Origin of the sequence: Sulfitobacter alexandrii, assembly GCF_001886735.1 — a bacterium.
Taxonomy (GTDB): Bacteria; Pseudomonadota; Alphaproteobacteria; order Rhodobacterales; family Rhodobacteraceae; genus Sulfitobacter; species Sulfitobacter alexandrii.
Genome location: NZ_CP018081.1, coordinates 173,091 through 196,146, shown reverse-complemented (window position 1 = coordinate 196,146; position 23,056 = coordinate 173,091). Strand labels below are relative to the sequence as shown.

The window sequence follows — 23,056 nt, the reverse complement described above, 5'->3', positions numbered from 1 at the left end:
CCTCAATCCGCATTCAGTTCCGGGAGTGTGAACTCCATGAAGCGTTGTTCTTCGGCGATGGTGGCGGCATCGATCACGCCGCCGGTGCCATCTCCTACGGTCTGGATCGCTTCGAGCTGCCACATGGCGACGAGCGCGATGGCGAGCTCTGCCGTCACCCGCGTGTTGAGATCGACGCTCTCCTTGAGCTCATCCATGTCATCGATAAGCCCGACGAGCCGGTCGACACGTTCGAGCGATTGCCCGGCATCCTCGTAGCTGTTCTGGGCGGCGGCCGAGACCAGCGCGCCGGTCGTGGCCTGTGTCGCCACGCGCTCGGCCCCGGGATTGCCGCTGCGCGCCATTTCCGAGAGCGTGTCCTCGTCGAAGCCGAGATCGGCCAGCACCCGGTCCATCTGGGTTTCGATCTCGCTGGCACCGGATCCGGTGAGCCCGGAGAAATCCCCCGTCTTGATCGCCTCAATGGTGGCGATGATATCGCCGAACTCCTGGTCCAGGAGACCGTTCAATTCGTCCTCCATCTGTGTCCGGATGATCTCGGGCAGCTCTGCCAGACGGGTCAGCGCCTCATACGTTCGTTGTAGCTCGGCGAGCTGCTCCGTAAGCGTGGCAAGCTGTTCGCGGAGCTGCACGAGTTGCTCGTTTTGCAGGATCTCGTCCTCGATCATCTGCCGGAGCTGCTGGATGTTTTGGGCGATGTTCTGGGTGTCCACGACCGGCACGCCCTGGGCCAGGACGGGGGGATTGGTCACGAAAGGCGAGCAAAGCGCCAAGACGCTGGCCAGGGTCAACGTGCGAAGTGGTGCTGAAATGAACATTCTGCGGGGCATCAATCCAGATCCTCCAATGTGAACTCCATGAATTCGTTCTCGACCATGCGGGCCGCGGCCTGGGCCAGTTGCGCGGCACTGAGCGGCCGGGTCCGTGCGGCTTTCAGGCGAATGCGTGCGGCCATCAGCCGGACTAGTTCGGCGCGGGCATAGGTATTGAGCGCCATGCTCTCCTGGAGGTCCTCGGTGCCGCCGATCCGGGTGACGATGTCCTGGACGCGCAAGGCGGCTTGCCGGATGGCGGTGGGGGAATTGCTGCCGTAAAAGGCGGCCCCGAATCCGCTGAGCGAGAGATGGGCATTGGCGAGAAGCGCAGGGTCGATCGTGCCGAGCGCCTCGATGCCACCGATCCGCGCGAGGTAGAGATTGTAGCGTTCGGGGATGACCCTGACGTAGTGCCGGGTCTCCTTGAAGGGCGGTACGCCGCCATATTCGAACACCCGGCCCGGACCGGCGTTATAGGCCGCGAGCGCGTTGACGATGTTGCCGTCAAAGGTGGCGAGCTGCGCCGCGAGGTAGCGCGCGCCGCCTGTCACCTGCAGGTAGGGGCTTTCATAGTATTCCGGGTTGATACCGAGATCGCTCGCGGTGCCCGGCATGATCTGGGTGAGGCCGAAGGCGCCCACAGGCGAGCGTGCGCCGATGGAGAACCGGCTTTCCTGCCAGATGAGCGCCTGCAGGAGGGCGCGCCATTGCACGACGGAAAGACCGGCCCGCCCGACCCCGGGTTGCCCGTGGGTCTCCTGGGCGACCCGGATGATCAGCTGCTCGATGTTTTCGGCCGCATCCCCGAACATACCCGCGCCGCCCGGATTGGGATCGACATCGCCGGAGCCATAGACCGCCTCCGCGGACCGGTCCGGATCGCTGCCGCCACCCTCGAGGTCTGCGACCATGCCCGGCAGCCCCTGGCCACCGAAGCTCGTCTGCGCGTCGAGGATGGCGCGCAGCGTGGCGAGCTGTTCCCGTTCGATCTCGGTCAGCAACTCTTCGACGATGAGTTTCTCACGCTGGACGGCGAGGTCGGCGTCCCGGTCGCCCGTCTCGACGATATCGCGGGCCGTCAGCCCGGAATCGTTGGTGGGAACGCCCTGGGCGAGCGCGGCTGCCGACAGGAGAGCCGCCAGGAGAATATGTGCGACCCTAGACCTCAACGCCGTCTTCCGCGTTTCCGATGGGTGTGAAGATGCAATCCGGCTCGGCGCGGTAGAGCGAGGCGCGGAAGGCGAAACAGTTGGCCTTGGGTTCGCGATATTCGGCGCAGGAAGAGAGAACGCCGAGCGCGGCGAGGAGGATAAGGGGTCGGATCATGAGAGCCTCCAGAAATCAGGACGGTCGCGGTAGTCGGGGCCGACGAGGGCCTCGCCCTTTTCCATGCCGCCGAGGATGGTGAGGAGGGGGCCGAGGGCGGAGAGGTCGGCATCGACCACCACCGAGCCACCGTCGTCACGGATGAGCGCGAGGCGGCTGTCGCTGCCGGTGTTCAGGAGCACGTCGAGTTCCTTCTCGAAGAGGTTCAGCATCGCGTAATCCGAGGCGTGCGCCCGGATGTTGGGGAGCAGGATCTGGGTTGGCACCGCCTCGACGATGGTCTTGCCGGTCCGCGTGCGTTCGAGCTGGCTCGCATATTGCGTCATCATCACCGCGACCGTGTTCTGTTTCCGGGCGGTCACCAGCCAGTTCGAGAGCCGTTCGGCAAAGTATGGGTTGTCGAGCGCCTTCCATGCCTCGTCGATCACGATGATGGTGGGACGCCGGTCCTCGATCTCTCGCTCAATCCGGCGGAAAAGATAGGAGAGCACCGCCATGCGCTCCTTCTCGCTTTCGCTGTCGAGAATGCCGGTCAGGTCGAACCCCACGACGTCGCCATCAAGCGAGAAAGTGTCCTCCAGGCTTTGGCCGAAAATCCAGCCGTATCGCCCATCCTCGGTCCATTCGAGAAGCCGCTGGTGAAGATCGCCATTGTCGTCGGTCGAGACAAAGAGCGAGGCGAAGTCCTTCCAGTTCCGCAAGGCCGGGTTGGTGGCTGTGGCGTTCTGGCGGACCACCTCCTGGATGCGGTTCGTTTGCGCCGGGGTCAGGGGCTTGTCGGAGCGGTAGAGCAAGGAGGCGAGCCAATCCGAAAGCCAGGCCGTGCCGCGCTCATCGATCTCGGTCCAGAGCGGGTTGAGGCCGGTCGCCTGTCCCGCCTTGATCGAGGCGTAGCGCCCGCCATTGGCGCGGACGGCCATTTCCATCCCGAGCCGGTAGTCGAAAACGAAGATGCGCGCGCCGACCCGCCGGGCTTGCGTCATGAGGAAGGCCGAGAGGACGGACTTGCCGGAACCGGGGCGGCCTAGAATGAGGGTGTGGCCGCTGGTGGGCTCCGTCTCGGGGCTGCCCTGCTCGTGGTAGGAGAACCGGTAGGCGCTCTGCTCCGGGGTCGGGAAGAGTGTAATCTCCTGGCCCCAGGGAAGCTGGTGTTTTTCCTTGCCGAGTTGCGTCCGGTGAAGTGCTGCGAAGTCCGCAAAGTTGCGGTTGGTGACGGCACTGGCGCGGACCCGTTTTGGCTGGTTGCCCGGATGCTGGCTGAAGTAGTGAGATTTCGCGGCCATCCGCTCGCCGATCATCTTCACGCCTTCGGCGGCCGCGGCGTTGACGATCTCGGCCCCGAGGGTTTGCAACTCGTCGAGACTGTCACAAAAGACGGTCACGACCATGTGGTGTTCGCCGAAGCTCTGGCGTTTGGCTTCGAGATCATCGTGCGCGATGTCGAGCGCTTCGAGGAGCGAGAGCGCGGCATCCTGCGAGGCTTGCATCTGGCGTTTCTGCCGCTTGATCCGGCCCGCCATCAGGTTCGAATTGATCGGTGTGAAGGAATGGGTGACGATCATGTCGACCGGCAGGTTCAACATGTCGAACATGGTGCAAGTGGTGCCTTCGGCATATTCGCCGATGGTGAAGCTCTTGCCGTAGCGATGACCGACGACGCCATCGGATAGCTCGAAGTGATCCTCCAGAAACGTGACCCGGGTATTGGCAACATTGTAGGCGAGAAACCCGTAGCGGTTTGCCGGATAGAGCGGCAGTTCGCGGCCGGTGTTGAGCGCGCCGAGGAACCCGACCAACTCGCCAGAGTCTGCTGAAAGGATGCGGGGCTTGAGTTCCGCCAGGCCGGAGGTGAAAACCCCGACTGCCTCTTTGAGCCGCCGGACCCGTTTCGCGGTCTCCTCCTTGAACCGCTCCGGTGCGGAACGGTTCACGAAGCCAAGAAAACTCCTGGGCGGCGGGCGGTGGATGATGGTGAGTGTGAGGGTCTTGTCCCGGAGACCTGCCGAGGCCAGCTTTGCGCGCCAGGCATCATCCACGGCGTGAGCGAAGCCGTCCCCCTTGACCGGGAGCAGGTCCGGCGTGATCGACTTCGAGACCTTGTGCACGTAGTAGCTGAACTCGGGGCCCAGCTGCGCGATGATCCGGGCAAAGAGCGCCGTCACCTTGTCGAGATAGGCGTCGTCCGTGGTGTAGCTGTTCACCCCGCTCAGGCGGATGCATTGGAAGAGTTCGTTGACCCGGGTGCGGACTGTCTGATCATCGACGAGGCTGACATAGGGCAGCATGTGCGCGAGGCGTTTCTCGCGGGCATACCAGTCCGGCATGAGGGTGCGCTCGTCCACGGTCTCGTGCAGGGCTTCACTATGGCGCATAGCTGTCGCCCCCGTGGATGGAGCGGTTCCGTGTCGGCGGGGTTTCCTGAAGCGCGGTCATCATCACGTCGATGAAGCGTGGATCCCAATCCGCCGCCTTCCAGAGGACCGGATAGAGCACTGCCGCCACCGCCAGCACCACCATGTGCTGAACCCAGACGAAGAGTAGCACCGAGCCGAAGAGCCAGACCATGGCATACATGATCGGCAGGCCAAGGAGTTTTGGCGGGCGGACAAGGCCCAGGAAGAGCGGCGATCGTTCGGCCACGTTCGCCTCCTCTCACGACCCGAAGACGGCGGCAACGATGGTCGGCGCGGCCGCAACACCCGCGATTCCCACCAGCACCCAGAGGGCTTGGCGCAGATCGATGATGTTGAAGAACCAGCTGAGGAACACTCCGAGGACCGCGAGGGTGGCGATGACGACGCCAAGCGGTCCGGTCAGCGCGTCCACGATGCCCTGTAATAAGCTCTGAATCGGTGAGAGGTCGATGCTCTGGGCCAGGGCCGGTTCTGCCGCAACGATGAGGAGAGCGGCAAGGGTGATCAGGGGGTTCGTCAATGGCTTCATGGGGACGCTCCTTCCAGCCGGTTGAAGACGGCCAGCACCCGCTGGACGTGGTTTTGGGTTTCTCGAAACGGTGGAATGCCGGAATGCTCGCGCACGGCGTCGGGTCCGGCATTGTAGGCGGCGAGCGCGAGGCGCGCGTCGCCAAACTCGGCCAACATCAGGGCGAGGTAACGCGCGGAGCCGTCGAGGTTCTGTTTCCAATCATGGGGGTCGACGGCAAGAGCGCGGGCTGTATCGGGCATCAACTGCCCGAGCCCGACCGCCCCGACATGGGAGACGGCGTGCGGATTGTACGCACTCTCGATCTCGATATTGGCGCGATAGAGGTGGAGCCAGTCCGTGACGGTGATATCGGCTGCACGGAGCCCAGGGTGGCTCGCATAGCGCAGTCCGGTCTCCTCGATCGCGGCGAGGATATCCGGGCGTGGTGTGAGCGCGCGAGGGATCATCGCCGCGACGCGCACCCCTTCACGTCGCTCAGTGCGGCGCTCCTCGCCCAAGATGCGCAACCCTTCTGAGGTCGAGCCAACGCCAACCCCGTCATTGTAGTTGCGCGCGAACCGCTCCTGGGCGCGCGACGGCGAAAGAGAACCGTCCCCCGCCATCACCAGGACCATGTCTGCCGATGCCGGGAGGCCCAGGTAGGAAAGGAAAAGGGCGCTAAGCCCGGCTGGCAGCCATCTCTTCGCTGGAGAGTTTGTGAACCGTCCGCTTGCCCTCTTCCAGAGGCACGTCGGCGTGCGAGAAACCGATCCCTTGCAGGAAGGAGATGACCCCGGTGACGGTCTTGATCTCGCGGATCTTGATGTCGTTGCGCGAGGTTCGGGTCCGGGCCGTGACCAGAAGTTTCTCGATCCCATCGTCGCTGACAGCGCGCATGATCCAGACCCCATGCCAGTTGGGGCCTTTCTTGAAGGCGTCCTCTTTGCAGACAACTTCGACGCGATAGCCGCTGGCGACCAGATCGCGGAATCTGGGTTCGGTGACCACATTCGGGGCTTCTTTTTCTAGGTCCATCACCCGGATCACGTTCTCCAATAGGGCGAATGACCAGGTTTCAGGTGTTGAAACCAAGTCATACGATCATATAGTATTGACGCACAAGATAAACTTTTGATGCGACAAGCGGATTCTTGCTCAACTAACGAATAGACGGTTCCCATGCATTTGATCAAGAAAATAAGGGGGTTGGACGCCCTCAGGTTGTGCGCATCGACCGTGGCACAAGCTATACTTCTGGTCACGTGCCTGCCGGGCCACGCCTTCGCCGCGTCCTGTTTGCCGCCGCCCAGGCCCTTCGTGCCGAGCGATTCCGAGGCCGCGCGGGACTATGCAGATCTCATCCGCAGCGACTTTGAACTCTACATCCGGGACATCCAGAGCTACTTTCGGTGCTTGGAGGAGGAGCGCGCCCGTGCGTTCGAAGAGGCGCGCGAGGTGAGCCAGGACTACGGTCGCTTCCTGGAGCTGGTGGACGAGTGATGTGACCGCGACCTTTCCAAAGGGTCGCCGCCTAGTGACATCCGGCCGTATCGGCGGCGTGCAATTCGGAGTCTCTATCATCACCTAAACGCCCATTATCCACTTTTTAGATAATCTATAAAGTAGATTAGCCCTGTCACAAGAGGTTTGTGACACGTGGCGAAAACGATCAGGAGTTCGGGACATGAGGCACTCCGCGACGCTTTGATTGCGGCGCGGAAGGCGGCTGGGTTAACGCAGGCCGAGCTCGCTTTGCGTCTCAGATGCCACCAGTCCTTCGTCGCCCGTCTCGAGAGCGGAGAGCGCAGGGTCGACGTAGTTGAGTTGATCGTGCTCGCGCGTGCTCTGCAGATCGATGCGGTTATGCTACTGGCAGCGGCCGAGGCGGCGACAGAACTCGATCACCGTATTTAGGGCGAGGTGATGGGCTCGTCTTCTCGGATGGTATGACGAGATCGAGTCCCGGTGGGGCGGAAGAGAAATGATAACAATGGATTGTTATGGGGCGCTGCGCTGCACTGTCTCTAATACAGGTTTGGTGGAGAGAAAAACGTCTTAGTAGTTCACCTGCTCGAACCCGTAATTGCCCTCGTAGTCTCGCCAGTCGACGAAGACCGAGCGGTGATAGATGGAGGGACAATGATCGCCCCAACGTTCCAAGCCGACATGCGCCTCGGGCAACGCGGCGACGGACGAACGAGACCAGTAAAAATCGCCCTGGATTCCATAGGAACCGAGAAGGACTGTTTCGAAACGGCTGCAATCGCTGTCGCGGGATTCGTGTTGGCGCGCATACCGAACATCGAAGACACGGATAGAGCGGACGAAATTGAATTCCGGCCCACTGATGTCGATATCGGCGCGGTTCTGGATCAAATGTAATGCGAACCCGTCAGGTTGGGGTAGGGGGTCGACACCTTTCGACCGCAGGACGGCTGGCAAGAGGGCGCCAGCGTTCTCGGGATCAGATTCTGCGAGGCTCTGGGGCAGGTGAGAAGCGTTGGAGAAGAGGATGTCAAAGACACGCCGAGTGCGACCGGGGTCGTCTACAGGTTCGAAGGAGGCCCCCATGGGGCAACGCCAGATCTGGAGGGGAGGCTCGACAGGCCATGGCGTGATCCGTCGTATGAACTCTGCACGTGCCCGCGAACAGGGCTCTGATGCCGGCCAGCCGCCGGAGAGGCAGAGCAGGATGGCGCAATCGATCGGGTAGGTCTGCGCCGACGCGCTGTTTCCACCTCCGCTCAGCGAGGCCGTTCCCGCGACGACAGCGAGAAAAAAATTACGAAGGAAATTGCGCATATCCAAGAGCTCGATTGACTGTGATGCAGAATCTGAGGATTACGATAATATACTATCGTCGAGCGGTCAAATTCGAATTTTTGTAACTGTCTTGGAGCGCCTTGATGCTAAAGCAGATCGGCTGAGCCCCTGAGCGACAGCTCCTCCAAAAGGTCAGTAACCTCATCGGTGGTGACAGTCTTTGCATTCGCAATCGTGTTCCGGCTTAACGGGGGATCGATATGGTGTGCCGTACGTTTGGGATCGAGCCAGAGGATGGACAGTTCTGACGTATTCCAGCGATAGACCCAACCAACGGTTCGATCACTGCGACCGTCAACAAGCCGCGCGACCGGAACCGCTTCTTCCTTTTCGATGCTCACCGGTTCGTGTCCGCCTTTTCTGCTTCGGTTCTTCAGTCCTATTCGGCTGGGACGTTCCCGTGATCTGATCTCGGTTGAACTTATTCCTGGCTCGTTAAAAAGGGGCGACACCGACCGCGTCGGTGCCGCCAGAGGTTCGCCCACAGGGAGGTGGTAGAGGGCGAAACCTATTGAAAATAGGGGAATTTCATGTTGCGCATAATAACTCTTATGTTAATTTACAGACTCCGCCATCTTGTACCGCCCGCGACTCAGACAACAGCTTCTCCAGATGCGCCGCAACGTTTCATCCTGCGGCCATTGCGATATGTGGGTCGGTTTTCTGGTAGACGGAAGCGGCGATATTCTGGACCGAATCCGGGGTGTTTGAGAGGTGGGCGAGGATCTCCGCCTCGCGACGCATGCGGTTGGAAAGCAACCGTTTGACGTAAGGTTGCGGATCCCGGAGTATAGGTCCGTGCCCCGGAAAGTAGATCCTATCGTCGCGCTCAATCAGCCGCTGTAGCTGCGCGCAGTAGTCGTGCATGTTTCCGTCAGGGGGGCTGACGATCGAACTGTTCCAACTCATAACGTGGTCGCCCGTGAAGAGCACTCCGTCAGGTCTCGCGAAACAAAGGTGGTCGCTCGCGTGACCAGGTGTGTGCAGGACGGTAAGACCGGCAATGACCTGTCCGTCCTCCAGAAACCGGTCAGGTCGAAATGCATCGTCAGGGAATGCCCGTGAGGCATAAACAGGTGCGTCTGTCCGTGCTCGCAGGGCTGGGACGACTCCAAAATGATCAGAATGGTGGTGTGTGAGCAGAATCCCAGATGGTTTGGCCCCCAAATTTTCGATGATTGCCCCGAAATGTGTACTGTCTTCTGCTGGGCCGGGGTCGATTATGAACCGACCATCAGGCGTATCAATGATGTAGCTATTTGTCCCGTGGTAGGTCATCTTTCCGGGATTGTTCGCGACGATCCTCAGAATTCCAGGGGCCAATTCGACTCCCTTCGCGCGGCAAGGCTCCGGCTCTGAGAAAAACATGCTGCTTCTTTTCATTGTGTGCGACCAGGCATTGATTGCGAACAATTTGGTTCGCACAGTTTTGCGCATTGCTCTCGCATGGCGCCGGAAACCTCAGGCTGGCGTCCGGTGCCTGCCAAATCTGGCATCGGACCATTTCAACTTATATTGGACTAAGACCGTATCAGACTGAAACAGTCTGATACGGTCTTGGGCTGGCAGTCACACAGCGCGGCGATTATGGTAAGCTGTATACAGAACTACAGCAATTGTCGCCTTCGTCAGATCCCCGAGAAGGAACGGATAAAGACCGGCGTTCAGCAACTTTTCGCCATAGCCGACAAAGCCACCCAACCAGAGCAGCCCTGCGCAATACATGACTATCGAACCCAAAAAGACCGCGACAGATGCTCTGAATGAAGGCCAAAGTCCTTGCAGTGCTTGAACAATCCATCCGGCAGCGGCCGCTGCAAGTGCGAAGCCTACCAGGTATCCGCCTGTGGGACCCGCAATATACGCCAGTCCGGCCGGCGCCGGAGGCGTGCCTGCGAAGACCGGCAGGCCAAGCAGACCTTCAAAAAGGTATGCCACAACAACAAGACTACTGCGCACCGGCCCCAGGAAAAGGCCCAGACCCAAGACAACCAGGGTTTGTGTAGACATGGGAACCGGGTAGAACGGCACCACGATTTTGGCGGATAGTGCCAAAAGAATTGTGCCGACGAGTATTATCGAGATTTCTCGGGTCAGTCTTGCGACTGATTGGCTTTGAGTGGTTTCCAGATTCATCTTTTTCGTCCTTGTTTCTGAAGATTGTTATTTTTTTTGGATAGTAAGCTCACATGCGCTTGGCGACTTCTTCCAACATGACTTCGCTCGCCCCGCCGCCGATGGCCTGCACACGGGCATCGCGTGACATGCGTTCCACCGGTGTTTCGCGCATATAACCCATGCCGCCGTGAAACTGGACGCAGTCATAAAGTACGCTGTTCACCAGTTCGCCGCAATAGGCTTTGACCATCGAGACCTCTTTCACGCAGTCACCGCCCGCGGCATCCAGACTGGCGGCGTGATAGACCAGCTGACGTCCTGCCGCGATCCGCGTCTGGCAGTCGGCCAGCCGTTGGCGCACGGCCTGCTTGTCCCACAGAACGCCGCCAAAGGCTTTGCGCTGCTTGACATAATCCACGGTCATGTCGAGCGCGGTTTGCGCTTCGGCACATGCCATCGCACCCAGCACAATGCGTTCGTTCTGGAAGTTCTTCATTACCGAATAGAAGCCGCGGTTGACCTCGCCCAGAACGTTTTCGGCCGGGATGCGGACATCTTCGAAGATCAGTTCGGCAGTGTCCGAGCACAGCCAGCCGGTCTTGTTCAACGCCCGTCCGACCGAAAAGCCCGGCGTGCCTTTTTCGACCGCAAATATGGTGATCCCGCGCGACCCCTTGGCATCGGGATCGGTCTTGGCACCGACAAAGTAGAGATCGCCATGCACGCCGTTGGTGATGAACATCTTGGTGCCGTTCAGCACCCAATCCGACCCGTCCCGCACCGCGCGGGTGCGCATGCCGGCCACGTCCGAGCCCGCGCCCGGCTCGGTCACGGCGACGGCGGTGATCATTTCGCCAGAGGTGATCGACGGCATCCACCGCGCCTTCTGTTCGGGCGTGCCGGCGTTTTCCAGATGCGGCGACGCCATGTCGGTGTGGACCAGAACCGTGGCCGAGAATCCGCCGAAGGTGGATCGCCCGACCTCTTCGGCCAAAACCACGCTGGACATCACGTCCAGCCCCGCGCCGCCATACTGTTCGTCATAGCGCATCCCCAGAACGCCGAGATCACCCATCCGGCGCAGCACGTCGCGGGGCACCATGCCCTCCTCTTCCCAGGCCTCGGCCTTGGCGGTCACCTCGGTTTCGATGAACCGGCGCAGCTGGTCGCGGATCATCTCGAGGTCTTCGTTGAACGGGCCGGAGGCCGCGGTGATGTTGTCTTGTCTGGTCATGTGTTTTCCTCTGGATCGAGTTTGATAAGTGGGGCGTGCCCGGCAACCGTGTCGGCCGGTGCACAATAGATTTCCGTCACCACGCCCGCGACCGGCGCGGGCAGGCTTTGCAACAGCTTCATGGCCTCAAGCACCACCAGCGTGTCACCGGCTTTGACGCGGTCGCCGAGTGCGACGCGCACCTCGGCAACGGCGCCGGGCATGGGTGCGGACAACAGGTCAGCGCCGCCAGATCCACCGGTGGCACGTTGCAGATGCTGGTCTTCCAGCGTGCGCAGGTCTGTCGCGGTCATTCCGGCAGGGGTTTGCAGGTGCACTCGCCAGTGACCCGGCGCGCGCACGACGTAAGTGATGCGCGAAAACGGAACCCCGTCGATGCGTCCGCTCAGACGGCATTCGGTTAAAGCGGCACTCTCGACCGTGATGGTCTGGCCGTCCGGCTGTACGGCTGTCAACACAGACCCGGAGCCGTTTACGCGGATCGGGTCGTCTTTGGTCGTCTCCCAATAGGATGCTGCACCGGGCCACCCCGCAGGTGCCGTGAGCCGCCATGACCCCAGGCTTTCCCAGGGCGACGCGCCCGCCGGGGCGAGATGCAGATACAGCGCCATCGCGGCAAGGGCCATGTCCCGGGGATCAGCGGACGGTTCACTCCAGCCGCCTGGGAACATCTCGGGCAGGCCCGAGGTATGGTGCCGGAACGCCGCAAAATCCGGGTGTGTCAGCAACGCGCGCTGATAGGCCAGGTTCAGACCGACGCCACCGACTGCAAAGGCATCCATTGCGACAACCGCCTGACGGATCGCACCGGCCCGGTCCGGCGCGTGGACGATCAGCTTGGCAATCATCGAATCGTAATGGTGGCTGACGACCGAGCCTGCCTCGACCCCGGTATCGAGCCGCACGCCGGCGGGCGGAGCCCAAAGGCTGATCTCGCCCGTTTCGGGGCGGAAATTCTCGGCCGGGTTTTCGGCGGCGATGCGGATTTCAATGGCGTGCCCGTCAAACTGCACATCGCCTTGCGTCAGCGCCAGCGGCTCGCCCCGCGCGATGCGCAACTGCCATTCGACCAGATCGATGCCGGTGATCGCCTCGGTCACGGGGTGTTCCACCTGCAACCGGGTATTCATTTCCAGAAAGTAGTATTCACCGCGCCCGGGGTCATAGAGGTATTCCACCGTCCCGGCGGAGCGATAGCCGATCGCCTGCGCCAACCGCACCGCTGCCGCACGCATGCGGTCGCGCACAGCCTCGGGAAGATCGGCGGCGGGGGCTTCTTCGATCAGCTTTTGGTGGTTGCGTTGCAGCGAACAATCGCGGTCGCCCAGATGCAGCACGGTGCCGTGAGTGTCGCCCAGAACCTGCACTTCGACGTGGCGGGCACGGGGTGCATAGCGTTCGAGGAACACCGCCGGATCGTCGAAGGCGCTCTGCGCTTCGGCCCGGGCAGATGCAATCGCGTCGGGTGCGTCGCCCAGATCGGAGACCAGCCGCATCCCGCGTCCGCCGCCGCCGGCGCTGGCCTTGACCAGAAAGGGGGTGCCAAGCGCCTCGGCCTCTTGCAGCAGGCGCGCGTCGGACTGATCCTCGCCGCGATAGCCGGGCAGGACGGGCACGCCTGCGGCTTCGGCGGCAGCCTTGGCCTCGATCTTGGAGCCCATCCGCGCGATAGCGTCGGGTTCCGGCCCGATGAACACAAGGCCCGCCGCCTCGACCGCCGCCGCGAAACCGGCATTCTCAGACAGAAAACCATAGCCCGGGTGTACCGCATCCGCGCCCGTCGCCCGCGCGGCCTCAAGGATGGCCGCGACGTTCAAATAGCTGTCCGACGGGGCGGCCCCGCCGATGCAGACGGCATGATCGGCCTCGGCCACGAAGGGCGCGTCGCGGTCCGCGTCCGAAAACACCGCTACGCTTTCCAGCCCCAGTTTGCGGCACCCGCGCTGGATGCGCCGGGCAATCTCGCCCCGGTTGGCGATCAGAACGCGGGTGAAGCTCATTTCACCCGCCATGACGGAACGCCCTTGTTGATGAAACTGTTGATGCCTTCGATACCTTCCTCCGTCTCCCACGCATCGGCCAGCCGGTCGGCGGTGTAGATCATGTTGGTCTCCAGATCGTGGGACGCGACATAGGCGATCAGCGCCTTGGTATCGGCCACCGCACCCGGCGCGGCCTGAAGGTGATCATGCACCACCCGGTTCACCGTGGCGTCCAGGTCGCCCGGCGCGACAACCTCGGTCAACAGACCGATCCGCTCGGCGCGGGCGGTGTCGAACAACGCCCCCGACAGCATGGTCTCACGCGAATGCACCTTGCCGATGCGGGCCACCACGTAAGGCGATATATTCGCGGGCAGAAGGCCCAGTTTGACCTCGGTCAGACCGAAGCGCGCGCCTTCGGCGCCGATGGTGTAGTCGCAGACGGAGATCATGCCGACACCGCCACCGTAAGCCGGGCCGTTGATCCTCCCGATCAAGGGTTTGGGCAGCGTGTCAAGACGGCGCAACAGCCGCGCCAGCGTGGCGCTTTGTGCGACCCTTTCACTACGGGTTTTCTCGACATTAGAGGCGAACCAGTTGAAATCGCCGCCCGCGCAGAAGCTCTTGCCCGCGCCGGTCAGGACCACAATACGCACATCGTCATCTGCAGCCAGCTTTTCGGCGGCATCGTATAGCTCTGCGATCAATTCGCCATTCAGCGCATTGTGTTTGTCGGGGCGGTTGAGCGTCAGCGTGGCGACGCCGCGCGCATCGGTTTCGACAAGGATCGTGTTGTAGGTATTGGTCAACTTGAAGCCTCACATTCTGAATACAGGCGTATGGCGACCGGCTTCGGGCACCGATGTCACGATGGCCAGGCACAGGCCAAGGATATCGCGGGTTTGCGCGGGTTCGATCAGCCCGTCATCCCAAAGCCGCGAGGTGGCATAATAGGGATCGGACTGTTCACCGTACTGGGCCCGAACCTGCTCCTCGATCAGCTTCATGTCGGCCTCCATCTTGCCCGGGTCGCCCCCTTTCTGGCGGCGCAGTTCCAGCATCACATTTGTGGCGATGTCGGCAGACATGGTGGCCAGTTCCGCAGTGGGCCAGGCAAAGAGAAAATTCGGGGCGAAGCCACGTCCGCACATGCCGTAGTTGCCCGCCCCGTAAGAGCCACCCAGCAGCACCGACAGGCGCGGCACCTTGGCCACCGACATGGCATAGACCAGCTTGGCGCTGTCCTTGGCTATGCCGCCGCGTTCAGCGTCGGTGCCAACCATGAAGCCCGAGATGTTGTGCAGGAACAAAAGCGGGATGTTGCGTTGATCGCACATCGACACGAATTGCGCGCCCTTCAGCGAACTTGCGGACAAAAGCGCACCGTTGTTGGCCAGAATGCCAACCCGGTATCCATGGATGCACGCTGTGCCACAGACCAGCGTCTCACCCCATCCGGGCTTGAATTCGCGGAATTCGCCGGCGTCGATCATGCGCAGCAGAACCTCGCGCATGTCATAGGGCTGTTTGCGATCGGCGCTGATGACGCCAAGCAGTTCCTGGGGATCATGCGCGGGCGGCTGTGGTACCTTGTCGGGCTGCATCGCGCGCGACTGGCCCAGCTCGGCCACGATGTCGCGCATGAGTGCCAATGCGTGGTACTCGTCCTCGGCCAGATGGTCGGACACCCCCGAAACACGCGAATGCATCTCGGCCCCGCCCAGCGTTTCGCCATCGACCTCTTCGTTGATCGCCACCTTGACGATCGACGGCCCGCCCAGATGGATGCGCGCGTTGCCGCGCACCATGATGACCTCGTCCGACAGGGCCGGGATATAGGCCCCACCGGCCGTGCAGCCTCCAAAGACCGCCGAGATCTGCGGCAGACCGCTCGCCGACATGTTGGTCTGGCGATAAAAGGAATTGCCGAAATGCCGGGCATCGGGGAAGACCCTGTCCTGCTCTGGCAGATAGGCACCGCCGCAATCCACCAGATAGAGGCAGGGCAGCCGGTTCTCGGCTGCGATTTCCTGGGCGCGGATGTGTTTCTGCACGGTTTCGTGATAGAAGGAACCACCCTTCACTGTCGCATCGTTGGCGATCACAACGCAGGGCAGCCCGTGGACGATCCCGATACCGGTCACGATCCCCGCACCGGGCACCTCGCCTCCATATTGACCGTAGGCGGCAAGCGACGACAACTCAAGAAATGCAGTGCCCGGATCCACCAGCAGGTCGATCCGTTCGCGGACCAGCAGCTTGCCGCGCTTGCGATGCCGCGCGACCATGTCGGGGCGGCCGCCAGCCGTTGCTTCGGCGATCCGCGCACGCAGCGTTTCGACGCGCTCGCTTTGTGCGGCGTGGTTGCGGGTGTAGGTCTCTGATGCGGTCAGCACCGCTGTTTCAAGACGTGCCATGTAGTCAGGTATCCTGTCTTTGGAGTATCCCGTTGAGGAACACATCGGCATAGGTGCGTGACAACGCATCGGCGCTACCGCGGTCCGGGTCGAACCAATCGAGCGTGGCGTTCAATGTACCGATCAGCATCAGGCGCAGGCGACGGATATCGACGTCTTGCTTCAGCGTGCCATCTTTCTTAAGCTGGGACAGAAGACTGTCCCACTCTGCCTCATAGGCCCTTCGCGTGGGCAAGTTGGCATCCCGGACGGATTGCGGCACCTGCCCGAAAATACGCACATTCGCCGATGTATAATCGCTCACATCAAGAAGCGCGCGCAGATGCGCCCGGATCGCGGCGCGCAGTACCGTTTCGCCGTCGGTATCGGCCCGCAGGTCGGTGATGGCGTCTCTCATGCTCGCGTGAACGACTCGAATCCCTGCATCAAGAACGGCCGCGACGATCTCGTCCTTGGAACCGAAATGATAGTATATGCTACCCGCCTTGATCCCGGCGGCCTCGGCAATTTTTCGGAGCGAAACGGACCCGTAGCCTTGTTCGCGGAAAAGCCGCGCGGCAATGTCCAGCACCCCGTCCCGTCCAACCGCGCTGCGCGATGTCTCGTTGGCTTTGATTGCCGTGTTCTGTGCCATAGACCTTCGTATCGCTCCAACGCCTAACTAACGCCTGTTAGGTTAACAACGCAAGTGAGTCAATCGTCGTGATCGTGCCAGACTAGAGTTTGCGGAAAATTCCGCATTGGCGACCGCCAAGAGGCCGTCCAGACATTAATGTGCTTGCCCGGACCCCGTCATCGGGTCCGGGCAAATGCCTTAGATCACGAAACCGCCACCGCAGATGACGTGCTGGCCTGAAATGAAGTTCGATTCCGGCGCACAGAACAGATAGACGGCACCGGCAGCTTCTTCCGGAGTGCCGACCCGGCCCAGCGGGATCATGCGCTCCATCTGGGACAGGAGATCGGGGTTCACGCCGACCTTGATCTCTTTTTCTTCGACCTTGATCGTGCTGTCGCCATCCGCGCTGCCTTCGGTCAGGCGGGTGCGGATCGGGCCGAAGGCGACGGCGTTGACGTTGACCTTGTAGCGGCCCCATTCCTTGGCCATCGTCCGGGTGACCCCTAGGATACCGGCCTTGGCGGCGGAATAGTTGATCTGGCCAGCATTGCCGCCGGTCCCTGCGATGGACGAGATGTTGACTACCTTGCGGAACACCTCTTGCCCGGCGGCGGCCTCTTCCTTGGCCTTGGCGCTGATCACCGGCTGGGCAGCGCGCAGGATCTTGAAAGGTGCCGTCAGGTGGACGTCGATGATCGCCTGCCACTGTTCGTCGGACATCTTCTGAACGACGCTATCCCAAGTGTAGCCTGCGTTGTTCACGATGATGTCTAACCCGCCAAAGCTGTCCACGCCGGTCTTGATGAACCGTTCGGCAAAACCGTCTTCGGTAACGCTGCCGGCACAGACCACGGCCTCAGCACCCATTGCGCGCACCGCCTCGGCGGTTTCATTGGCCGGATCGGCGTCCAGATCGTTGATCACCAGCCGGGCCCCTTCCGAGGCCAGTTTGAGAGCGATTTCGCGGCCAATGCCCCGGCCCGAGCCCGAGACCAGCGCCACGCGCCCGTCGAGTTTTCCAGTCATATTGATTCCTCCCGAAAGGCGCTATCAGGCTTTTTCATAAAGCGTGGTGACGCAGGCCCCGCCGAGGCCCAGATTGTGCTGAAGCGCCAGACGTGCGCCATCAACCTGGCGCGCATCTGCCTGGCCGCGAAGCTGCTGAACGAGCTCGGTACATTGCGCTAGGCCGGTCGCCCCAAGCGGATGGCCTTTGGACAAAAGACCGCCCGACGGGTTGGTCACGTATTTTCCGCCGTAGGTGTTGTCGCCATCATCAACGAATTTCGCCGCTTCGCCGCGACTGCAAAGGCCAAGCGCCTCATAGGTGATAAGCTCGTTGTGGGCGAAACAGTCGTGCAGTTCGACCACATCCACGTCCTCGGGCCCGATGCCCGCGTCCTCGTAAACCTGATCGGCGGCGCGCTTGGCCATCGAAAAGCCGACCACTTCGCGCATGTCATGGGCTTCGAAAGTTTCCGGGCCGTCCGTCGTCATGGCCTGCGCCGCGATCCGAACCGAACTGTCCAGTCCGTGCTTGTCGGCGAATTCCTTGGAACAAATGATCGCGGCGGCCGCGCCACAGGTTGGCGGACAGGCCATGAGCTTGGTCATGACGCCGGGCCAGACGACCTGGGCGGCCATGACGTCTTCCGCCGTCACCTCCTGCCGGAACAGGGCAACCGGATTCTTCGCAGCATGTCGGCTGGCCTTGGCGCGGATTTTTGCGAAGGTTTCCAGGGGGGTGCCGAACTCGTCCATATGCGCCTTGCCCGCACCGCCGAAGTACCGCAGCGCCAGCGGGATCTCGGCACTGCCAACCAGTTCGTCGGTTTCTCTGTCGAATGCCGCAAACGGGCTGACCCGGTCATGGAACATCGCACCGATTGCGCCGGGCTGCATCTGTTCGAACCCAAGTGCCAGAGCACATTCGACCGCGCCGCTTTCAACTGCCTGCCTGGCCAGGAACAGGGCGGACGATCCGGTCGAGCAGTTGTTGTTCACATTCAGAACCGGGATGCCTGTCATTCCGACATGGTACAGGGCGCGCTGACCGCAGGTGCTGTCGCCATAGACATAGCCAACATAGGCCTGTTGGACTTTATCATAATCCAACCCTGCGTCTGCCAGAGCGGACCGGGTCGCAGCGGTCGCCATCACATCGTAGCTTTCGGATTTTCCCGGCTTCTGGAACGGGACCATCCCAACGCCTGCAACATAGGCTTTGTCTGTCATTTCTCTCTCTCCCAAGTTCGGTCAGGCCACCCTAATCGGTCCGCCAGCCTATTTTCTACCATTTGTTAGATTTTAAATCCCAACCTTGGGAAGTGTCAATATTGCCAAGCTGTGACGTAGGGAGCTTGCGCTATTTTCTAACTTGTGTTTGTTTTCGGGCCACACGCCCTGATCGGCGGCACAATTGAGGGATTCTGGTCCCGGCGCAACCGCTGACAAGCGTTTAGCACTCAGCTTACGAAAGGTGGTCGGAATGGCATACTGTTATGAGTTCAAGGGTTTTATACCCGTCGTGCCCGAGGATACATATGTCCACCCCCAGGCCGTTCTGATCGGAAATGTCATCTTGGGTCATGGATGCTACATCGGCCCCGGAGCAAGCTTGCGGGGCGATTTCGGCAGGATCGTGATCGGGGATGGAGCCAATGTTCAGGACAATTGCATCATCCATTCCTTTCCCGGCCGCGACGCCGTGGTGGAAAGCGACGGCCACATCGGCCATGGCGCGATCCTGCACGGTTGCACAGTGGGCCGGAACGCTCTGGTCGGAATGAATTCCGTCATTATGGATGGTGTAGAGCTTGGGGCGGAATCGATTGTCGGCGCGCAGGCGTTTGTGCGTGGCGAAACCGTGATTCCGCCGCGTTCGATGGTGGTGGGATCGCCGGCAAAGGTGATCCGCGAGGTCAGCGAGAAAGAAGTCGCGTGGAAAACGCGCGGCACCGCGGAATACCAGCAACTTGCGCGCGACTGTCTGGCCGGATTGACGCCGGTCGAACCGCTGAAGGCGGTCGAGGCAGACCGGCCCGGCATGGCGGCCTCTGACGTCGTCTCCATTCAGGAGGCGCGGCGGACATCGTCCTGACCTGTCCGGGAACCGGACCGGTCAGGACTACTTCAGATTCCGAAAGCGCCAGATGGAAGCGCCTTGACGCGGAACGGCACTCCCCGACCCGGTGTGCCGTCCCTCAAGCCTTTACAGACGGAAGATCCCGTAGTGCGGATCGTCGATCGGTGCATTGAGCGAGGCAGAAATCGACATGCCAAGCGCGTTGCGTGTGTCCGCCGGATCGAGGATGCCGTCATCCCACAGTTCCGAGGTGGAGGTATAGGCTTCGACATCGCGCTTGTATTTTTCCAGCACCGGTTCGCGGATCGCGGCGATTTCTTCTTCGGTCAGCTCTTTGCCTTCGCGCTGAAGCTGCCGAATCTTGACGTCCGCCATGGTATTAGCGGCCTGATCCGCCCCCATCACGCCGATCTCGGCTTGCGGCCACATAAACAGCGTGCGCGCATCCCAGGCCCGCCCGCACATGCCGTAATTGCCTGCCCCGTACGAGGCATTGGCGATCACTGTGAACTTCGGCACGACCGAACCGCCCTGCGCCATCAGCATCTTGGCACCGTCCTTGGCGATGCCGCGTTCTTCGTATTCGCGGCCCACCATATAGCCAGTGATGTTCTGAAAGAAGACCAGAGGTGTGCGGTTCTGATTGCAAAGCTGCATGAAATGCGCCGCCTTCAGCGAGCTGTCGTTGAACAACACCCCGTTGTTGGCAAGGATGCCAACCTTGTAACCCCAGATATGGGCAAAGCCGCAAACCATCGTGGTGCCATAGTCGGGCTGGTATTCGTGAAAGCGCGAGCCATCGACGATCCGCGCCAGAACCTCGCGCATATCAAACTGGGTTTTCCGGTCCTTGGGGATGATCCCATAAAGCTCCTTGGGGTCGTAGTACGGCTCTTCAAAAGCGGCGGTTTCGATGATCGTTTTCGGGGTGCGCTTCCATTGGCTGACAATCTCGCGCGCCAGTGAAAAGGCGTGCTGTTCAGTGGCGGCTCGGTAGTCGCCGGTTCCCGAAACCGAGGTATGCATAACCGCCCCACCAAGTTCCTGAACACCGACCTCTTCGCCGGTGGCCGCCTTGACCAGCGGGGGACCGCCAAGGAAAATCGCGCCTGTGCCTTCGATGATGATGTTGTAGTCGCTCAGCGTCGGCACATAGGCACCGCCAGCCGTGCAGTGTCCGCCGACCACGGCAATCTGCGGGATATTGGCCTGGCTCAGCTTGACCTGGTTGCGGAACACCCGCCCGCCCAGATACCGGTCGGGAAACACCCCGTGCTGCAGCGGCAGGAAACCGCCCGCGCTGTCGCAGATATGGATGACCGGCAGGCGGTTTTCCAGCGCGACATCCAGAAGACGCACGACCTTTTTGACCGTATGTGGATACCAAGCCCCGCCCTTGACGCTAGCGTCGTTGGCGTGGATGGCGACCTCGCGACCCTGCACAATACCGATGCCCGTCACCACAGCGGCGCCAGGCACGGTGCCATCGTATTCGCGACAGGCGGCAAGTGTGGAAAACTCCAAAAACGGAGTGCCGGGGTCCAGCAGCAGTTTCAACCGCTCGCGCACGCCCAGTTTGTTCTGGCGGGCAAGGCGGTCGATATCGCGTTGCGGACGTTCGAAACGCGCCGCGTGCTGGCGGGCGTGGAATTCCTTCAGCCGTTCAGACATGGCGGCGAAATTTGCCTTGTAGTCGGCGGCATTGGTGTCGATCTGACTTTCAATCCTGCGCATTGTCACTCCTCCTCCGGGGCCAATTGGGCCAGGATGTCTTTCAGACCAAAACTGTCGCCTTCGGCGAATGGCATTTCGGCAACGACCCCGCCGCGCGGCGCCGTCAGTGTGGTTTCCAACTTCATGCTTTCGATCACCAGAAGCGGCTGGCCTTCTTCAACCGCATCGCCGGGTTTAACCGCAACCGACACCACGACACCCGGCATGGGCGCCACCAATCGGTCGTCGCTCGCGCCACCGTCGCTTCCGGCCAGGCGTTCGGCGGGATCAACCCGCCCGACTTCGTAGGTTCGCCCGTCCATGTGCACAAAAGTTGCTTCCGGCCCCACGGCCAGTCGCAATTCGCGCACAACACCCTTGGCCCGCAGCTTGTAACCGCCCGGCAGACCCGTCGGGTCCAATTGGCAGGTAACAGCGCCAGTGGGGGTATTGAGCACGAACCGGCTGCCATCATGACCCAACCAGCAATCAGTCTCTTCTCCGTCGATCTGAAAAATCCGTTGCATCAGTTTCTCCACCCGCCCATCTTGCGGTACATTTCCGGTATCTGCATTACGTCACTCACCAGGCGCTCGTCCGATAGGGCCGCCGCCGCTATCAGCAAGTCAGAGACATCTTCGCCCGGCGCGGTCAGCGTTTCGGATTGTTCAGCCAGGAAGCCAGTTGAAACGTCACCAGAGGCGAAATCCGGATGTGCAAGGATTGCATCCAGGTAACCAGTGTTGGTCGTTACCCCGAGAATCACATAGCTTTGCACCGCGCTCCGGGCACGGGCGATGGCCTGCGCGCGATCCGGGCCATGTACGATCAGCTTGGACAACATCGGGTCGAAGTCGGTTGTCACCTTGCCGCCATCCAGAATGCCGCTGTCCACGCGGATCCCCTCGCCCTGGGGTTCGTCCAGCAGCAGGATATCGCCGATCGCGGGCCGGAAATCGGCCGTCGCGTCCTCGGCGCAGATGCGCAGTTCGATCGAGTGTCCGGTTTGGGGAATATCCGCCTGCACGGCGCTCAGCCCGTCGCCCGCCGCGACACGCAGCTGCTCGGCAACCAGATCGAAGCCGGTCACCAGTTCGGTCACCGGATGTTCGACCTGAAGGCGGGTGTTCATTTCCAGGAAATAAAAGGCCCCGTCCTGCGCATAGATGAATTCAACGGTCCCTGCCCCGCGGTATTTGACGGCACGGGCAATTCCGGCAGCGGTCTCGCAGATCTCATCCCGTTGCTCGGGGGTCAGCGCCGGTGACGGCGTTTCCTCGATAATCTTCTGGAACCGGCGCTGGATCGAACATTCACGTTCCCAGAAATGGACCACGTTGCCCTGTCCGTCGCCCATCACCTGCACCTCGATATGGCGCGGGCGTTCGATATAGCGTTCGACGAAAAGCCGCCCGTCGCCGAAATATCGTTCGCCTTCGCGGCGCGCGGTTTCGATTTCGGTTTCCAGCGTGCTGTCCTCGCGCACAACGCGCATGCCCTTGCCGCCACCGCCGGCCGAGGGTTTGATCAGCAGCGGATAGCCCACGGCGCGGGCGCGTTCGACAAAGCTCGCCGGATCATCATCCTCGATCGCCGAGGGGGCGACGGGAAACCCGTGTTCCTCGACAAAGGCGCGGGCGCGGACCTTGTCCCCCATCAGGTCGATGACCTCGGACGTCGGGCCGACAAAGGTCACTCCGGCTTTTTCCAGCGCCGCGACAAAACCGGCATTCTCTGACAGAAAGCCATAGCCGGGATGCACCGCATCCGCGCCGATCTTTGTTGCCGCCGCGACGATCTGCGGAATATCGAGATAGGCGGCCACGGGCGTCGGGCCGTCGATCATCACGACCTCATCTGCGATCAGATGCGCCGGCCCCTCTTGCTCGGCGACATGACGCAACACGGCCGTCGCAAGCCCGCGGGCCTTGGCGGTGCGCAACACGCGCGCCGCGATCTCGCCCCGATTGGCGACCAGGAGTTTCGAAATGGTCATGGT

The 23,056-nt window shown here is 61.5% G+C and carries 25 protein-coding genes; 3 read left to right on the top strand and 22 right to left on the bottom strand.

Features of this window, described 5'->3' with window-relative positions:
• Nucleotides 1-2: 2 nt before the first annotated feature.
• The 8 genes from BOO69_RS22045 to BOO69_RS22015 are packed head-to-tail and all read right to left on the bottom strand — an operon-like array spanning nt 3 to nt 6,101.
• Entirely contained in the window at nt 3-830 is an 828-nt protein-coding gene (locus BOO69_RS22045) for a type IV secretion system protein (RefSeq protein ID WP_223228094.1), read from the bottom strand.
• Nucleotides 830-1,963 (bottom strand): lytic transglycosylase domain-containing protein, encoded by a 1,134-nt coding sequence (locus tag BOO69_RS22040; protein ID WP_394444260.1) that lies wholly within the window; start codon nt 1,961-1,963, stop codon nt 830-832. Before BOO69_RS22040 ends, BOO69_RS22045 begins: the two co-directional genes overlap by 1 nt.
• 10 nt (nt 1,964-1,973) lie before the next feature.
• Nucleotides 1,974-2,141: a hypothetical protein gene (locus BOO69_RS23275; RefSeq protein WP_169730257.1), complete on the bottom strand. Its 168-nt coding sequence runs from the start codon at nt 2,139-2,141 to the stop codon at nt 1,974-1,976.
• Nucleotides 2,138-4,513 carry a VirB4 family type IV secretion/conjugal transfer ATPase gene (locus BOO69_RS22035; protein ID WP_027264443.1) on the bottom strand — a complete coding sequence of 792 codons (2,376 nt, stop codon included), beginning with the start codon at nt 4,511-4,513 and terminating at the stop codon, nt 2,138-2,140. The genes BOO69_RS23275 and BOO69_RS22035 overlap by 4 nt, the downstream gene beginning before the upstream one ends.
• Nucleotides 4,503-4,781: a VirB3 family type IV secretion system protein gene (locus BOO69_RS22030; protein WP_027264442.1), complete on the bottom strand. Its 279-nt coding sequence runs from the start codon at nt 4,779-4,781 to the stop codon at nt 4,503-4,505. The genes BOO69_RS22035 and BOO69_RS22030 overlap by 11 nt, the downstream gene beginning before the upstream one ends.
• A gap of 12 nt (nt 4,782-4,793) precedes the next feature.
• Nucleotides 4,794-5,084: a TrbC/VirB2 family type IV secretion system protein gene (locus BOO69_RS22025; protein WP_071974362.1), complete on the bottom strand. Its 291-nt coding sequence runs from the start codon at nt 5,082-5,084 to the stop codon at nt 4,794-4,796.
• Complete coding sequence (locus BOO69_RS22020; RefSeq protein ID WP_071974361.1) at nt 5,081-5,701, bottom strand: lytic transglycosylase domain-containing protein; 621 nt, start codon at nt 5,699-5,701, stop codon at nt 5,081-5,083. The genes BOO69_RS22025 and BOO69_RS22020 overlap by 4 nt, the downstream gene beginning before the upstream one ends.
• Before the next feature lie 43 nt (nt 5,702-5,744).
• Nucleotides 5,745-6,101: a hypothetical protein gene (locus BOO69_RS22015; RefSeq protein ID WP_028093938.1), complete on the bottom strand. Its 357-nt coding sequence runs from the start codon at nt 6,099-6,101 to the stop codon at nt 5,745-5,747.
• Nucleotides 6,102-6,383: 282 nt separating this feature from the next.
• Here BOO69_RS22015 and BOO69_RS22010 point away from each other — a divergent pair, with 282 nt between their 5' ends.
• The gene (locus BOO69_RS22010; protein WP_418361314.1) at nt 6,384-6,566 is read left to right on the top strand and encodes a hypothetical protein; all 183 of its coding nucleotides are present in this window, start codon (nt 6,384-6,386) and stop codon (nt 6,564-6,566) included.
• A 156-nt stretch (nt 6,567-6,722) separates the two neighbouring features.
• Nucleotides 6,723-6,980, top strand: a complete 258-nt coding sequence (locus BOO69_RS22005; RefSeq protein WP_017467344.1) for a helix-turn-helix domain-containing protein — start codon at nt 6,723-6,725, stop codon at nt 6,978-6,980.
• A gap of 141 nt (nt 6,981-7,121) precedes the next feature.
• Here the strand turns inward: BOO69_RS22005 and BOO69_RS22000 are convergent, their stop codons facing one another.
• From BOO69_RS22000 to BOO69_RS21955, 11 genes are all read right to left on the bottom strand, one after another.
• The gene (locus BOO69_RS22000) at nt 7,122-7,868 is read right to left on the bottom strand and encodes a hypothetical protein (protein WP_156875022.1); all 747 of its coding nucleotides are present in this window, start codon (nt 7,866-7,868) and stop codon (nt 7,122-7,124) included.
• Nucleotides 7,869-7,975: 107 nt separating this feature from the next.
• Nucleotides 7,976-8,230 carry a hypothetical protein gene (locus BOO69_RS23145; RefSeq protein WP_141102078.1) on the bottom strand — a complete coding sequence of 85 codons (255 nt, stop codon included), beginning with the start codon at nt 8,228-8,230 and terminating at the stop codon, nt 7,976-7,978.
• Nucleotides 8,231-8,516: 286 nt separating this feature from the next.
• Nucleotides 8,517-9,257: an MBL fold metallo-hydrolase gene (locus BOO69_RS21995; protein ID WP_081710590.1), complete on the bottom strand. Its 741-nt coding sequence runs from the start codon at nt 9,255-9,257 to the stop codon at nt 8,517-8,519.
• 201 nt (nt 9,258-9,458) lie between these two features.
• The gene (locus BOO69_RS21990; protein ID WP_027264434.1) at nt 9,459-10,025 is read right to left on the bottom strand and encodes a biotin transporter BioY; all 567 of its coding nucleotides are present in this window, start codon (nt 10,023-10,025) and stop codon (nt 9,459-9,461) included.
• A gap of 49 nt (nt 10,026-10,074) precedes the next feature.
• Nucleotides 10,075-11,241: an acyl-CoA dehydrogenase family protein gene (locus BOO69_RS21985; protein WP_027264433.1), complete on the bottom strand. Its 1,167-nt coding sequence runs from the start codon at nt 11,239-11,241 to the stop codon at nt 10,075-10,077.
• Nucleotides 11,238-13,241 carry an acetyl/propionyl/methylcrotonyl-CoA carboxylase subunit alpha gene (locus tag BOO69_RS21980; protein WP_223228096.1) on the bottom strand — a complete coding sequence of 668 codons (2,004 nt, stop codon included), beginning with the start codon at nt 13,239-13,241 and terminating at the stop codon, nt 11,238-11,240. Before BOO69_RS21980 ends, BOO69_RS21985 begins: the two co-directional genes overlap by 4 nt.
• The gene (locus tag BOO69_RS21975) at nt 13,238-14,032 is read right to left on the bottom strand and encodes a crotonase/enoyl-CoA hydratase family protein (protein WP_009803479.1); all 795 of its coding nucleotides are present in this window, start codon (nt 14,030-14,032) and stop codon (nt 13,238-13,240) included. Before BOO69_RS21975 ends, BOO69_RS21980 begins: the two co-directional genes overlap by 4 nt.
• A 9-nt stretch (nt 14,033-14,041) precedes the next feature.
• Nucleotides 14,042-15,640, bottom strand: coding sequence for an acyl-CoA carboxylase subunit beta (locus BOO69_RS21970; RefSeq protein WP_027264431.1), 1,599 nt, complete (start codon nt 15,638-15,640; stop codon nt 14,042-14,044).
• Between the two features lie 4 nt (nt 15,641-15,644).
• On the bottom strand, nt 15,645-16,274 hold the full coding sequence (locus tag BOO69_RS21965) for a TetR/AcrR family transcriptional regulator (RefSeq protein WP_036051609.1): 630 nt from the start codon (nt 16,272-16,274) through the stop codon (nt 15,645-15,647).
• A gap of 180 nt (nt 16,275-16,454) precedes the next feature.
• Complete coding sequence (locus BOO69_RS21960; RefSeq protein ID WP_027264429.1) at nt 16,455-17,285, bottom strand: SDR family NAD(P)-dependent oxidoreductase; 831 nt, start codon at nt 17,283-17,285, stop codon at nt 16,455-16,457.
• A 24-nt stretch (nt 17,286-17,309) separates the two neighbouring features.
• Complete coding sequence (locus tag BOO69_RS21955) at nt 17,310-18,494, bottom strand: lipid-transfer protein (RefSeq protein ID WP_027264428.1); 1,185 nt, start codon at nt 18,492-18,494, stop codon at nt 17,310-17,312.
• Nucleotides 18,495-18,747: 253 nt separating this feature from the next.
• On the opposite strand from BOO69_RS21955, the gene BOO69_RS21950 reads away from it, so the two are divergent.
• A complete protein-coding gene (locus BOO69_RS21950; RefSeq protein ID WP_027264427.1) occupies nt 18,748-19,359 on the top strand; it encodes an acyltransferase in 612 nt (203 codons plus the stop codon).
• Nucleotides 19,360-19,470: 111 nt separating this feature from the next.
• Here the strand turns inward: BOO69_RS21950 and BOO69_RS21945 are convergent, their stop codons facing one another.
• The 3 genes from BOO69_RS21945 to BOO69_RS21935 are packed head-to-tail and all read right to left on the bottom strand — an operon-like array spanning nt 19,471 to nt 23,053.
• On the bottom strand, nt 19,471-21,078 hold the full coding sequence (locus BOO69_RS21945) for an acyl-CoA carboxylase subunit beta (protein ID WP_027264426.1): 1,608 nt from the start codon (nt 21,076-21,078) through the stop codon (nt 19,471-19,473).
• Between the two features lie 2 nt (nt 21,079-21,080).
• A complete protein-coding gene (locus BOO69_RS21940; RefSeq protein WP_027264425.1) occupies nt 21,081-21,596 on the bottom strand; it encodes an acyl-CoA carboxylase biotin carboxyl carrier protein subunit in 516 nt (171 codons plus the stop codon).
• Nucleotides 21,584-23,053, bottom strand: a complete 1,470-nt coding sequence (locus BOO69_RS21935; RefSeq protein WP_027264424.1) for an acetyl-CoA carboxylase biotin carboxylase subunit — start codon at nt 23,051-23,053, stop codon at nt 21,584-21,586. Before BOO69_RS21935 ends, BOO69_RS21940 begins: the two co-directional genes overlap by 13 nt.
• Nucleotides 23,054-23,056: the final 3 nt, after the last annotated feature.

Coding starts and splice junctions, on each gene's coding strand:
- BOO69_RS21970 (WP_027264431.1), bottom strand. CDS start 15,640: ATGGCACGTCTTGAAACAGCGGTGCTGACCGCATCAGAGACCTACACC.
- BOO69_RS21980 (WP_223228096.1), bottom strand. CDS start 13,241: ATGAGCTTCACCCGCGTTCTGATCGCCAACCGGGGCGAGATTGCCCGG.
- BOO69_RS21935 (WP_027264424.1), bottom strand. CDS start 23,053: ATGACCATTTCGAAACTCCTGGTCGCCAATCGGGGCGAGATCGCGGCG.
- BOO69_RS21995 (WP_081710590.1), bottom strand. CDS start 9,257: ATGTTTTTCTCAGAGCCGGAGCCTTGCCGCGCGAAGGGAGTCGAATTG.
- BOO69_RS21960 (WP_027264429.1), bottom strand. CDS start 17,285: ATGACTGGAAAACTCGACGGGCGCGTGGCGCTGGTCTCGGGCTCGGGC.
- BOO69_RS22025 (WP_071974362.1), bottom strand. CDS start 5,084: ATGAAGCCATTGACGAACCCCCTGATCACCCTTGCCGCTCTCCTCATC.
- BOO69_RS22035 (WP_027264443.1), bottom strand. CDS start 4,513: ATGCGCCATAGTGAAGCCCTGCACGAGACCGTGGACGAGCGCACCCTC.
- BOO69_RS21985 (WP_027264433.1), bottom strand. CDS start 11,241: ATGACCAGACAAGACAACATCACCGCGGCCTCCGGCCCGTTCAACGAA.
- BOO69_RS21965 (WP_036051609.1), bottom strand. CDS start 16,274: ATGGCACAGAACACGGCAATCAAAGCCAACGAGACATCGCGCAGCGCG.
- BOO69_RS21950 (WP_027264427.1), top strand. CDS start 18,748: ATGGCATACTGTTATGAGTTCAAGGGTTTTATACCCGTCGTGCCCGAG.
- BOO69_RS23275 (WP_169730257.1), bottom strand. CDS start 2,141: ATGATCCGACCCCTTATCCTCCTCGCCGCGCTCGGCGTTCTCTCTTCC.
- BOO69_RS21955 (WP_027264428.1), bottom strand. CDS start 18,494: ATGACAGACAAAGCCTATGTTGCAGGCGTTGGGATGGTCCCGTTCCAG.
- BOO69_RS22000 (WP_156875022.1), bottom strand. CDS start 7,868: ATGCGCAATTTCCTTCGTAATTTTTTTCTCGCTGTCGTCGCGGGAACG.
- BOO69_RS22020 (WP_071974361.1), bottom strand. CDS start 5,701: ATGGTCCTGGTGATGGCGGGGGACGGTTCTCTTTCGCCGTCGCGCGCC.
- BOO69_RS22015 (WP_028093938.1), bottom strand. CDS start 6,101: ATGGACCTAGAAAAAGAAGCCCCGAATGTGGTCACCGAACCCAGATTC.
- BOO69_RS21945 (WP_027264426.1), bottom strand. CDS start 21,078: ATGCGCAGGATTGAAAGTCAGATCGACACCAATGCCGCCGACTACAAG.
- BOO69_RS21990 (WP_027264434.1), bottom strand. CDS start 10,025: ATGAATCTGGAAACCACTCAAAGCCAATCAGTCGCAAGACTGACCCGA.
- BOO69_RS22045 (WP_223228094.1), bottom strand. CDS start 830: ATGCCCCGCAGAATGTTCATTTCAGCACCACTTCGCACGTTGACCCTG.